The 12804-nt window shown below is 60.9% G+C and carries 7 protein-coding genes; all 7 read left to right on the forward strand.

Features of this window, described 5'->3' with window-relative positions:
* The first annotated feature begins 81 nt into the window (after positions 1 to 81).
* The 7 genes from pgfA to CAURIM_RS01930 all read left to right on the forward strand — a co-directional run bounded on the left by pgfA (position 82) and on the right by CAURIM_RS01930 (position 12771).
* Positions 82 to 1038, forward strand: a complete 957-nt coding sequence (gene pgfA / locus CAURIM_RS01900) for a cell envelope lipid trafficking protein PgfA (RefSeq protein WP_201828705.1) — start codon at positions 82 to 84, stop codon at positions 1036 to 1038.
* Positions 1039 to 1332: 294 nt separating this feature from the next.
* Positions 1333 to 4812, forward strand: coding sequence for a DNA-directed RNA polymerase subunit beta (rpoB, locus tag CAURIM_RS01905; protein ID WP_070448029.1), 3480 nt, complete (start codon positions 1333 to 1335; stop codon positions 4810 to 4812).
* 103 nt (positions 4813 to 4915) lie between these two features.
* Positions 4916 to 8911 carry a DNA-directed RNA polymerase subunit beta' gene (locus CAURIM_RS01910; RefSeq protein ID WP_201828704.1) on the forward strand — a complete coding sequence of 1332 codons (3996 nt, stop codon included), beginning with the start codon at positions 4916 to 4918 and terminating at the stop codon, positions 8909 to 8911.
* Between the two features lie 206 nt (positions 8912 to 9117).
* Positions 9118 to 9741 (forward strand): ECF transporter S component, encoded by a 624-nt coding sequence (locus tag CAURIM_RS01915; protein WP_010189703.1) that lies wholly within the window; start codon positions 9118 to 9120, stop codon positions 9739 to 9741.
* A gap of 70 nt (positions 9742 to 9811) precedes the next feature.
* The gene (locus CAURIM_RS01920) at positions 9812 to 9955 is read left to right on the forward strand and encodes a hypothetical protein (protein WP_010189701.1); all 144 of its coding nucleotides are present in this window, start codon (positions 9812 to 9814) and stop codon (positions 9953 to 9955) included.
* Between the two features lie 619 nt (positions 9956 to 10574).
* A complete protein-coding gene (locus CAURIM_RS01925; protein ID WP_012714825.1) occupies positions 10575 to 11219 on the forward strand; it encodes an ECF transporter S component in 645 nt (214 codons plus the stop codon).
* Positions 11220 to 11334: 115 nt separating this feature from the next.
* Entirely contained in the window at positions 11335 to 12771 is a 1437-nt protein-coding gene (locus tag CAURIM_RS01930) for an ABC transporter ATP-binding protein (protein WP_010189699.1), read from the forward strand.
* The last annotated feature ends 33 nt before the right edge of the window (positions 12772 to 12804 follow it).

A 12804-nucleotide genomic window follows, 5' to 3' on the forward strand; every position in this document is an offset into this window, starting at 1 on the left:
CGCACCAACAACCTCGTACCGCTTGTGTGCGGTGCGGGGTTGTTCCCGTTTTAATGGGAATGAGCTGTAGAATGAGCCACCATGCTGCCCAAGTCCCGTATCTTCTCCGTCCTCCTGCTCGGCCTCGGCGTTGCGCTGATCGCTGCCGGCTTGGCGGCGTCGAGCTTCTTGAGCTTTAGCCCGCGCCTGCCGCTGGATATCAAGGACACCACGTGGACGATGCAGGATGAGAGTGCCACTGGGCAAGCACTGTCTGCAGAGGGTGCCTCGCAGTACGAGGGGCCGATGACCTATCAGCTCAATATGGATATCCAGGATCCGGCGGACAAGGACACGGCGACGCTGCGGGTGGGGGAGTCAGCCATCCGTGGCGGCACCGGCAATGTGGAGGACTTAAGCTTTGCGCGCGTGTGGAATTATCCCGTCGACCGCCTCAGCGGTGAGGCCACGGGCCCAGCGGCGCTCTCCCACACCATGGGCTCGCCCACGGCGGAGGTCCCAGTCGAGGGCTACTGGCTGAAGCTGCCCGCTGATGCCGAGCAGACCACCTACCCGGTCTTTGACCCGGTGCTGCGCAAGGCTGCCGACGCCGTCTTCGAGGAATCCCTCGACATCGATGGTCGCACGGTCTACCGCTACCATCAGGAGATTGAGCCCACCAACGTGGCTACCCTTTATGCCGGGAACACGACCACCACGCTGAGCAACGAGGACGGCTCCACCGAGCAGGGCTACCTCTTCCATGCCGCAACACGGGACCTCTTTGTAGACCAAGCCACCGGACTCGTCGTGGGGATGGACGTTGATGTGCGGGACTATTGGGCTGACCGCGAGGGCAACGAGCGTGAGGTGCAGTTCGCCTTCAACGGTGCCACTGATGAGGAATCCCGCGCGGAGCTGCTCCAGCAAGCAGAGCGCTTCCCGCGGAGTGCTGTGGGGCAGTGGGTGCGCTGGGGTGGCGTCGGCATCGGCGCGCTTCTGGTGCTGCTTGGGGTGCTGGGTGCTTTTCGACGTCCCGCCAACCGCCACGCCCGCTAGCCGCGCGCGCTAGAGGCCCGCGCGTGCGGATCTCCGCAGCGACACGCCGACGGCACGTTTCGCCTTTACAAGGCTGCCATTATGCTATAGGCTATTTCGTTGCGCTGGAATCTGGATCTTTAGTGCACATTTAGCCTTTCGAGCGGTGATGGTAAAACCGACTTGACAAGGTGATTTTGTGCATTCTAAACCCAGTCATTCCACAGCAGACCGAATGCTAAATCTACCAGCGGTTTTGCACCTCACCGGCCAGGGTGGGGCCGCAATCCGCCAGAGGTACTGGAAGGACCCATCTTGGCAGTCTCCCGCCAGACCAAGTCAGTGGCCAACATCCCTGGAGCCCCGAAGCGATACTCCTTCGCTAAAATCAGCGAGCCTATCGCCGTCCCGGGCCTCCTTGATCTACAACTCGATTCTTACGCGTGGCTCATCGGCACCCCCGAGTGGCGCGAGCGCGAGCAGGCAGAGCGCGGCGAAGACGCACGCGTGACGAGCGGCCTTGAGGATATCCTCGAGGAGCTTTCTCCGATCCAGGATTACTCGGGCAACATGTCCCTGTCCCTGTCGGAGCCTCGCTTCGAGCCGGTGAAGAACACCGTGGACGAGTGCAAAGAGAAGGACATCAACTACTCGGCGCCACTGTATGTCACCGCAGAATTCATCAATAACGACACCCAGGAGATTAAGTCCCAGACCGTCTTCATCGGCGATTTCCCGATGATGACCGATAAGGGCACCTTCATCGTCAACGGCACCGAGCGCGTTATCGTTTCGCAGCTCGTGCGTTCCCCGGGTGTCTACTTCGACCAGACCATCGACAAGTCCACCGAGCGCCCGCTGCACTCCGTGAAGGTGATTCCTTCCCGCGGTGCATGGTTGGAGTTTGACGTCGACAAGCGCGACACCGTCGGCGTTCGTATCGACCGCAAGCGCCGCCAGCCGGTCACCGTGTTGCTCAAGGCCCTGGGGTGGAGCGAAGAGCAGATCAAGGAGCGCTTCGGCTTCTCCGAGCTCATGATGTCCACCCTTGAGTCCGATGGCGTGGCCAACACCGATGAGGCTCTGCTGGAGATCTACCGCAAGCAGCGCCCAGGCGAGCAGCCCACGCGTGACCTCGCACAGGCACTGCTGGATAACTCCTTCTTCCGCGCCAAGCGCTATGACCTGGCCAAGGTGGGCCGCTACAAGGTCAACCGCAAGCTCGGCCTGGGCGGAGACCACGATGGTCTGATGACCCTGACCGAGGAAGACATCGCTGTCACCCTCGAGTACCTCGTGCGCCTGCACGCCGGCGAGCGTGAGATGAAGGCCCCGAACGGTGAGATGATCTCCATCCACACCGACGACATCGACCACTTCGGTAACCGTCGTCTGCGCACCGTCGGCGAGCTCATCCAGAACCAGGTCCGCGTGGGCCTGTCCCGCATGGAGCGCGTCGTCCGCGAGCGCATGACCACCCAGGACGCCGAGTCGATTACCCCGACTTCCCTGATCAACGTCCGTCCGGTTTCTGCTGCTATCCGCGAGTTCTTCGGTACCTCCCAGCTCTCGCAGTTCATGGACCAGAACAACTCCCTGTCCGGCCTGACCCACAAGCGCCGCCTGTCCGCGCTGGGCCCGGGCGGTCTGTCCCGTGAGCGCGCCGGCATTGAGGTGCGAGACGTTCACGCTTCGCACTACGGCCGCATGTGCCCGATTGAGACGCCGGAAGGCCCGAACATTGGCCTGATCGGTTCGCTGGCTTCCTACGCCCGTGTGAACGCTTTTGGCTTCATTGAGACCCCGTACCGCAAGGTTGTGGACGGCAAAGTCACCGACCAGGTGGAGTACCTCACCGCCGATGAAGAGGATCGCTTCGCTATCGCGCAGGCTGAGGTTGAGAAGGATGCCGACGGCACCTTGACCGGCGACCGCATCGAGGTCCGCCTCAAGGATGGCGATATCGGTGTGACCGACGCCTCCGGCGTGGACTACGTTGACGTGTCCCCGCGCCAGATGGTCTCCGTGGCAACCGCCATGATTCCGTTCCTCGAGCACGACGATGCTAACCGTGCGCTCATGGGCGCGAACATGCAGCGCCAGGCCGTGCCGCTGGTTCGCTCCGAGGCCCCGTACGTGGGCACCGGTATGGAGCAGCGCGCTGCCTACGATGCTGGTGACCTCATCATCACCCCGAAGGCGGGTGTGGTCGAGAACGTCACCGCGGACCTCATCACCATCATGGATGACGAGGGCCAGCGCGATACTTACATGCTGCGCAAGTTCGAGCGCACCAACCAGAACACCAACTACAACCAGACTCCGCTGGTCTCCCTGGGTGACCGTGTGGAGGCAGGCCAGGTGCTTGCCGACGGCCCCGGTACCCACAACGGTGAGATGTCCCTCGGCCGCAACCTGCTGGTTGCCTTCATGCCGTGGGAAGGCCACAACTACGAGGATGCCATCATCCTCAACCAGCGCATCGTGGAGGAAGACATCCTCACCTCGATCCACATCGAAGAGCACGAGATCGATGCTCGCGATACCAAGCTGGGCCCGGAGGAGATCACCCGCGAGATCCCGAACGTCTCCGATGACGTTCTGCGTGACCTCGACGAGCGCGGCATCGTCCGCATCGGTGCTGACGTCCGCGCGGGCGATATCCTCGTCGGTAAGGTCACCCCGAAGGGTGAGACCGAGCTGACCCCGGAGGAGCGCCTCCTGCGCGCCATCTTCGGTGAGAAGGCCCGCGAGGTTCGCGATACCTCTATGAAGGTGCCGCACGGTGAGACCGGTAAGGTCATCGGCGTTTCCCGCTTCTCCCGCGAGGATGATGACGATCTGGCCCCGGGCGTCAACGAAATGATCCGCGTCTACGTGGCTCAGAAGCGCAAGATCCAGGACGGCGATAAGCTCGCCGGCCGCCACGGTAACAAGGGCGTTGTGGGCAAGATTCTCCCGCCGGAGGATATGCCGTTCATGGAGGATGGCACCCCGGTGGACATCATCCTCAACACCCACGGTGTGCCGCGTCGTATGAACATCGGCCAGGTTCTCGAGGTTCACCTCGGCTGGCTGGCACACGCCGGTTGGAAGATCGACACCGAGGACCCGGCCAACGCTGAGCTGCTCAAGACCCTGCCGGAAGAGCTGTACGACGTCCCGCCGGAGTCTCTCACCGCAACCCCGGTCTTCGACGGCGCCACCAACGAGGAGATCTCTCGTCTGCTGGCTTCCTCCAAGCCGAACCGCGATGGTGACGTCATGGTGGATGAGCACGGCAAGGCCCGCCTCTTCGACGGCCGCTCCGGCGAGCCCTACCTGTACCCGGTTTCCGTCGGCTACATGTACATGCTCAAGCTGCACCACCTCGTCGACGAGAAGATTCACGCCCGCTCCACCGGTCCGTACTCCATGATTACCCAGCAGCCGCTGGGTGGTAAGGCACAGTTCGGTGGCCAGCGCTTCGGTGAGATGGAGGTGTGGGCAATGCAGGCATACGGCGCTGCCTACACCCTGCAGGAGCTGTTGACCATCAAGTCCGATGACGTGGTCGGCCGCGTCAAGGTCTACGAGGCCATTGTCAAGGGTGACAACATCCCGGATCCGGGCATCCCGGAGTCCTTCAAGGTCCTCCTCAAGGAGCTGCAGTCCCTCTGCCTGAACGTGGAGGTTCTCTCCACCGACGGCACTCCGATGGAACTGTCCGGCTCCGACGATGACGACATGGACGGCGCTCCGTCCCTGGGCATTAACCTGTCCCGCGACGAGCGCTCCGACGCAGACATCGCCTAGCTTCTTGGTCCGCCGCCTATCAACAGCGGCGGGCATAACGAAACACCACCTACATTCAAAGCCATCAACTTCCCCCTGACGGGGGGTGAAAGGGAGACATTACGTGTTTGACGTAAATCTCTTCGACGAGCTCCGCATCGGGCTGGCCACCGCAGAGGACATCCGTCGCTGGTCCAAGGGCGAGGTCAAGAAACCCGAAACCATTAACTACCGCACCCTCAAGCCGGAGAAGGACGGCCTCTTCTGTGAGCGCATCTTCGGCCCGACCCGTGACTGGGAGTGTGCCTGCGGTAAGTACAAGCGCGTGCGCTACAAGGGCATCATCTGTGAGCGCTGTGGCGTCGAGGTGACCAAGTCCAAGGTGCGCCGTGAGCGCATGGGCCACATCGAGCTGGCAGCGCCGGTTACCCACATCTGGTACTTCAAGGGCGTTCCTTCCCGCCTGGGCTACCTGCTGGACCTGGCTCCGAAGGACCTTGAGCGCATCATCTACTTCGCCGCCAACATCATCACCTCCGTGGACGAGGAAGCTCGCCACAATGACCAGTCCACTCTGGAAGCAGAAATGCTGCTGGAGAAGAAGGACGTGGAGGATGACGTCGAGGCAGAGATCGCCGAGCGCGCTGCCAAGCTCGAGCAGGATCTGGCTGAGCTGGAGGCCGCCGGCGCTAAGGCCGACGCCCGCCGCAAGGTCCAGAACGCTGCCGACAAGGAGATGCAGCACATCCGCGAGCGCGGTGAGCGCGAGGTTGCTCGCCTCGATGAAATCTGGAACACCTTCATCAAGCTGGCTCCGAAGCAGATGATCATCGATGAGACTATCTACGAAGAGCTGGTTGACCGCTACGAGGATTACTTCACTGGCGGCATGGGTGCTGAGGCTATCCAGACACTGATCCGCAACTTCGACCTCGAGGCTGAGGCCGAGGAGCTCAAGGAGATCATCAACAACGGCAAGGGCCAGAAGAAGATGCGTGCCCTTAAGCGCCTGAAGGTTGTTGCAGCCTTCTTGCGCTCGGGCAATGACCCGGCCGGCATGGTCCTGGATGCTATCCCGGTGATCCCGCCGGAGCTGCGCCCGATGGTGCAGCTGGACGGTGGCCGCTTCGCTACCTCCGACCTCAACGACCTCTACCGTCGCGTGATCAACCGCAACAACCGCCTCAAGCGCATGATCGACCTCGGTGCTCCCGAGATCATCGTGAACAACGAGAAGCGCATGCTGCAGGAGTCCGTTGACGCGCTCTTCGACAACGGCCGTCGCGGCCGTCCGGTCACCGGCCCGGGTAACCGCCCGCTGAAGTCCCTGTCTGACCTGCTCAAGGGTAAGCAGGGCCGCTTCCGCCAGAACCTGCTGGGTAAGCGCGTGGACTACTCCGGTCGTTCCGTGATTATTGTTGGTCCGCAGCTCAAGCTGCACGAGTGTGGTCTGCCGAAGCTCATGGCACTGGAGCTGTTCAAGCCCTTCGTCATGAAGCGCCTGGTGGAAAACGACTACGCACAGAACATCAAGTCCGCTAAGCGCATGGTGGAGCGCCAACGCTCCGAGGTGTGGGACGTCCTCGAAGAGGCTATTTCCGAGCACCCGGTGATGCTGAACCGCGCACCTACCCTGCACCGCCTGGGTATCCAGGCCTTCGAGCCGAAGCTCGTCGAGGGTAAGGCCATTCAGCTGCACCCGTTGGCTTGTGAGGCTTTCAACGCTGACTTCGACGGTGACCAGATGGCAGTCCACTTGCCCCTGTCCGCCGAGGCACAGGCTGAGGCACGTGTGCTGATGTTGGCTTCCAACAACATTCTGTCCCCGGCTTCCGGTAAGCCGCTGGCTATGCCGCGCCTGGATATGGTTACCGGCCTGTACTACCTCACCATGGACAAGGCCGAGGACGAGATCGGCGGTGAGGGTCGTTACCAGTCCGCCACCGAAGACCGTCCGGAGCAGGGCGTGTACTCCTCCTACGCGGAGGCCATCATGGCTCGTGACCGTGGTGTTCTGGGCCTGCAGGCCCCGATCAAGGTGCGCATCTCCCACCTGCGTCCGCCATCAGACATTGAGGCAGAGCAGTTCCCGGATGGTTGGCAGAAGGGCCAGGCTTGGCTCGCTGAGACCACCTTGGGCCGCATCATGTTCAATGACCTGCTGCCGTGGAACTACCCGTACCTTGAGGGCGTCATGGTCCGTAAGGGCGGCGCCGGCAACAAGATGCTGCTCGGTGACGTCATTAATGACCTCGCCGCGAAGTACCCAATGATCACCGTTGCCCAGGTTCTGGACAAGATGAAGGACGCGGGCTTCTACTGGTCCACCCGTTCCGGCGTGACCATCACTATGCACGACGTTCTGGTTCTTCCGAACAAGACCGAGGTTCTCGAGTCTTATGAGAAGGAAGCAGAGCGCATCGAGCGCAAGTACTGGGAGCAGGGTGCCCTGACCGAGCGCGAGCGCTACGACCGCCTGGTGGAGCTGTGGAAGGATGCCACGGACACCGTGGGTAACGCCGTAGAAGAGATGTACCCCGACGACAACCCGATTCCGATGATCGTGAAGTCCGGTGCTGCCGGTAACATGCGTCAGATCTGGACCCTGGCCGGCATGAAGGGCATGGTTGTGAACTCCAAGGGTGACTACATCACCCGTCCGATTAAGACCTCCTTCCGCGAGGGCCTGTCGGTTCTGGAGTACTTCAACAACTCGCACGGTTCCCGTAAGGGTCTGGCGGATACCGCTCTGCGTACCGCTGACTCCGGCTACCTCACCCGTCGTCTGGTGGACGTGGCGCAGGACGTCATCGTCCGCGAGGAGGACTGTGGCACCCGCCAGGGCGTGCGCGTCCCGCTCGGCATCGAGGTTGCCCCTGGCTCCTACGACCTGCACGAGCTGTGGGAGACCTCCGCCTCCGGCCGCGTCGTGGCTAACGACGTCAAGGATGAAAACGGCGAGGTCATCGCTGAGGCAGGCACCGACCTGACTGAGGAACTCAGCCGCACGATCGTCAACGCTGGTGTGCTGGAAATCAAGGTCCGCTCCGTGCTGACCTGCCAGACCCCGGCCGGTGTCTGTGCCAAGTGCTACGGCAAGTCCATGGCCTCCGGCCAGCTGGTCGATATCGGCGAGGCCGTCGGCATCGTGGCCGCGCAGTCCATTGGTGAGCCGGGTACCCAGCTGACGATGCGTACCTTCCACCAGGGTGGTGTCGGTGGCGATATTACCGGTGGTCTGCCGCGTGTTCAGGAGCTCTTCGAGGCCCGTAACCCGAAGAACCGTGCGCCTATCGCCTCTGTCGACGGCACCGTCTCCCTATCCGATGAGGGCAACTTCTGGACGCTGACCATCACCCCTGATGATGGCTCCGACAACGTCGTTTATGAGAAGCTGTCGAAGCGCCAGGGCCTGGCTCAGGTTCGCCGCCCGATGGAGTCCAACCCGGATGCGATGATTGAGCGCTCCCTGCGCGACGGTGACCACGTCAGCACCGGTGATCGCCTCATGCGTGGTGCACCTGACCCGCACGACGTGCTGGAGGTCCTCGGCCGCCGTGGTGTGGAAAAGCACCTCATCGACGAGGTCCAGGCTGTCTACCGTGCACAGGGTGTGGCCATCCACGACAAGCACATCGAGATCATCATCCGCCAGATGCTGCGTCGCGGTACCGTCATCGACGCTGGTACCACCGACCTGCTGCCGGGCAACCTCATTGACCTCTCTGAGGCCAAGCAGGTTAACGCCGCACAGGTCGCTGAGGGAGGCCAGCCGGCTCAGCTGCGCAGCGAGATCATGGGTATTACCAAGGCCTCGCTGGCTACGGAGTCCTGGCTGTCGGCGGCCTCCTTCCAGGAGACCACGCGTGTGCTTACCGACGCCGCTATTAACAAGCGCTCGGATCAGCTCATTGGTCTGAAGGAGAACGTCATCATCGGTAAGCTGATCCCAGCCGGTACCGGTATTTCCCGTTACCGCAACATCAGCGTTAAGCCGACTGAGGCTGCACGCAACGCTGCGTACTCCATCCCGACCTACGGTGATTCCATCTACGGCGACGACGGCTTCGGTGAGTTCACCGGCGCCTCCGTCCCGCTGGAGGAGGACTACACGTTCTAGGACCTAGTCCTTAGCCCTTGAACACCAAAGGGAAACCAAAAAGCCCGCACTTCACGCACCACACACTGGTGGGGAAGAGGTGCGGGTCTTTTTGGTATCCGGGATTATTTGGCTTTGCTTAGAATAGCGCCAACGGCATAGCCAACAACAGCGTTACTAGACCAGCCTCAATCGACCCCGTACTCCAATCAAGAAGGGCCGTAACCATGACCCAGTCCAACAAGAAAGTCCACGATTCGACTTCATCCTCGCGCGCGACTGCCGAAAGCAGTAAGGCATGGACAGGGGTTGACGCCCTTGTTGTCATGGGTTTCTCCCTCATGGGCGCATTGCTGCTGTGGGGCAAAGCAGCGATTTTTCAACGAGTGGCAGAGGGGGAGGATATGCCCCTCAGTTGGGAGAATCTGATGGTTCTACTCTCTGCCTTATGGGTGCTGCAGTTTATGGGTGCTCTGTGCGCGGCCTTGACCACCCGCAAGCCGGGTGCGGCCTTCGTGGGCTATGTCATGACCGTTATTTTGTGCCGTGCGTTGGTTGGGAGCTTTGATCAGTTGGGGTGGTCAACAATCATCGCGACGGGCTTGGCCATGGAAGCGGCCTTTTTCGCCTTCAAATACACGCGCTTCACTATTCTCAGCGGGGCACTCGCTGGCGCTGCTGCTGTGCTAGTCACTGGAATCGCCACCTTCGTCACCCGCGACCTCGCTCCCGGTGATGCCGCGATTCAGTTCCGCGCCGAAGTCATTCAATTCCTCGTTACCGTCGTGACCGTGGCGCCGGTGTCCTACCTACTAGCCATGACGGTGCGGTCGGCGTTCTATAAACTTTAAAGTGAGGTCTCGATGGTCATCATCTTCACAAAAGAAGATTGGTACGTTCGGTAGGCCGCTAGCTGGTGGCATGGCTGATAGCGATGCCGATTTGGAGCGCTTTGGTGGCGACCACCAGCAGGCTGCTGGCTCTGTAGCGTTGATTGATGCTGGTGCTCTGGCTATGGGGCTTAGTGTTGATGCTTGTGCTCTGGGTGCAGGTGTCTCTAAGTAATCAAAGTACAGGGACGGGTGTCGTCCGCGAACACCACCCTGGGGGGTGCGTTAACCTCCTACCCGACTTGAGAGTTGATGAAGTGAGACTTTGCAGTCAAGCTTTTTCGGCTGGTACTGTTTGAAAGTTCATTTCTAGATAGTGCTTGTTCGATAATTCCGAAACACTATTTGTTAATGCCCATCTTTTTGGTCTCTACCGAAGTTTCTCCTTTCCTTAAGCTGTACGAGTGGAGGCTCATGGCCGCTGCCTTGTTGAAGCCGGTGTGCACGTACCCCGTCGCGTAGGTCAGAGGACGCGACGGGGTACATTCGTTTTCTCCTGAACTAGCGGCTCGCTTCTTTTGTCTAAAGCAGAGGTAGATGTGCTCTCGTGAGGTCCTTCTTGCTAAGCTGACAGTGCTTTTTGAGCGTGCTTAGCTGGTGCTCTTTTGGCGCTGGCGGCTTCCAATTACACATCGTCACGGGTGCTTCCTTGTTTGCCTTGATTGCGCTTAACCCGATTCCATTTCTTTTGTCTTATTGGGTTGTGCATGGATTGGCTGGGGAGGCTGAGATGCCGCTGAGTAGCGGCGAACCGTCGAACCTGATCCGGATAATGCCGGCGAAAGGGAGGGATCATGAACTCTGTATCTCATGGTGGATTTGTTAATAGCGGCGAAACTGCGAATGGTGTTGCTTCACGCAGTTTGAATTGGCGCGTCGTTGACATCGTGGTGGCGTCCGTGCTGGGTGTGGCGTGCGGAATTGTGTTCCTGGCATGGAACACGGTGGGATACGCCTGGTTTCAGGCTATGGACGCGCTCACACCGGGCTTGGGTGGTATTGCTACTGGTATTTGGCTGCTGGGTGGTGTTGTCGGTGGCCTGATTATCCGCAAGCCGGGTGCTGCACTTTATGTGGAGTTGCTGGCGGCCATCGTGTCGGCGGTGCTGGGCTCCCAGTGGGGGATTAGTACGTTGTACTCCGGTATTGCGCAGGGCATTGGTGTCGAGATTGTCTTGGCTATTTTCCTCTACCGCCGCTTTGGCTTGGGTATTGCGATGCTCGGTGGCATGGCTGCGGGCTGGGGTGCGTTTGTCCTGGAGCTGTTTACTTCCGGAAACCTGGGCAAGACTCTGCAGTTCAACATCATCTACCTGGTGACGCTGAGCATATCCGGTGCTGTGTTGGCGGGTGCCGTGGGCTATTTCGTGGTTAAGGCTCTTGCGAAGACTGGTGCGCTGGACCGCTTTGCGGTCGGCCGCGAACAACACAGTGCTTAAACGAGTATTGCTTGAGGCTATTTGCTCGTTGCTTGCTGCTTGTTTCGCGTTGTTTGTTGTTTGTGAATCTTTGACTGAGGTTGGTTGGCGTTGCTGACTGTGATGGCTGGTTCTGATGGCTGATGTGGGTAGTGCTGGGGCCACGAAGCTTGTGGCCCGTGGCTATGGCTGGACGCATGCAGGGAGGCGTGCGCCGGCGCTGGCGGATATTGATTTGGTTGTATCGCCGGGGGAGAAGGTGCTGCTGTGCGGTGATTCCGGTTCCGGGAAATCCACGCTGCTGGCAGCCATAGCGGGCGTGCTTGGTGGGGATGATGAAGGTACCCGTGTCGGGGAGATTCTTCTTGAAGATGCCTCTGGCCACGTGGAGCCACCCGGACGCACGATTCCGGTGGGGCTGGTCCTGCAGGATCCGGACTCGCAGGTGATTGCCGCGCGCGTGGGCGATGACGTGGCCTTTGGTTGTGAGAACTTGGCCTACCCACGCTCGGAGATTTGGCAGCGGGTGTCGGCGGCGCTATCGATGGTGGGGCCATCGGTGGACTTGTCATTTCCCACCGAGCAGCTCTCCGGTGGGCAGAAGCAACGCCTAGCCTTGGCTGGTGTCATCGCGATGGGGGCGGGCATGGTGCTGCTGGATGAGCCGACGGCGAACCTCGACCCGGAGGGTGCGCGTGAGGTCATCGAGGCCGTAACGACCATGGTGGAGCGCACGGGTGCAACCCTCATCGTTGTAGAGCACCAGCACGCGGCGTGGAAAGGCGTGCTCGACCGAGCTATTGAGCTGAAGGACGGGCGCATCGTCGCTGACGGTCCTTTAGACACTGTGGTAGCGTCGCGGTCTATTAGCGGTTTGCCGCGGGCGCGGGAGATCGGCGGGACGTCGCCAAGCAACACTGGGGCAGTACCGGAGACGGCGGCGCTGTGGAGTACGGACCTGGTCACCCGCTTCGGGCCGCCGCGTAGCTACGCCCTGCCGCGGGGGATGTCCACGGTGATTACTGGGCCAAATGGTGCGGGCAAGACCACGTGGCTGATGACGGTCGCAGGATTGCTTCCGGCAGTCTCCGGAGAGATTGGTGTGGCAGAGTACGTGCGCCGAGGGCTGAAAGGTTCGCCGCTGACGTGGAAGTCCCGGGAGTTGGCGGACCGCATTGGGTTCGTCTTCCAGAACCCGGAGCATCAGTTCGTCGCCCGCACAGTGGCAGAAGAGCTGCGCGTAGCACCCCGGGTTATGCACCGCGAGGTGCCGGAGGCGCGCATTGCGGAGCTCGTGGAGTCGCTGCGCCTGGGGCATCTGCTCAACGCCAATCCGTTTACTCTCTCCGGAGGGGAAAAGCGCAGGTTGTCCGTGGCCACGGCGTTGGTCACGGCGCCGGAGGTGCTGCTTCTTGATGAGCCGACTTTCGGCCAAGACCCCCATACCTTCACAGAGCTGGTGTGGTTATTGCGGCGCATGGCGGATGAGGGGACGACGATTGCTTCAGTCACCCACGATCCGCTGTTTATTTCCGCGTTGGGTGACCACCGCGTGGAGGTGAGCCGTGGCTAATTCGTCTTCGGTGAGCGTGAAGGGCGCTGGCCG

The sequence above is a fragment of the Corynebacterium aurimucosum genome (genome assembly GCF_030408555.1).
In the GTDB taxonomy this organism is placed as follows: Bacteria; Actinomycetota; Actinomycetes; order Mycobacteriales; family Mycobacteriaceae; genus Corynebacterium; species Corynebacterium aurimucosum.

What these genes read in the sequence shown, in the direction of transcription:
- CAURIM_RS01930 (WP_010189699.1), top strand. Translation starts at nt 11,335, where the DNA reads ATGGCTGATGTGGGTAGTGCTGGGGCCACGAAGCTTGTGGCCCGTGGC.
- CAURIM_RS01920 (WP_010189701.1), top strand. Translation starts at nt 9,812, where the DNA reads ATGGCTGATAGCGATGCCGATTTGGAGCGCTTTGGTGGCGACCACCAG.
- CAURIM_RS01915 (WP_010189703.1), top strand. Translation starts at nt 9,118, where the DNA reads ATGACCCAGTCCAACAAGAAAGTCCACGATTCGACTTCATCCTCGCGC.
- CAURIM_RS01925 (WP_012714825.1), top strand. Translation starts at nt 10,575, where the DNA reads ATGAACTCTGTATCTCATGGTGGATTTGTTAATAGCGGCGAAACTGCG.
- pgfA (WP_201828705.1), top strand. Translation starts at nt 82, where the DNA reads ATGCTGCCCAAGTCCCGTATCTTCTCCGTCCTCCTGCTCGGCCTCGGC.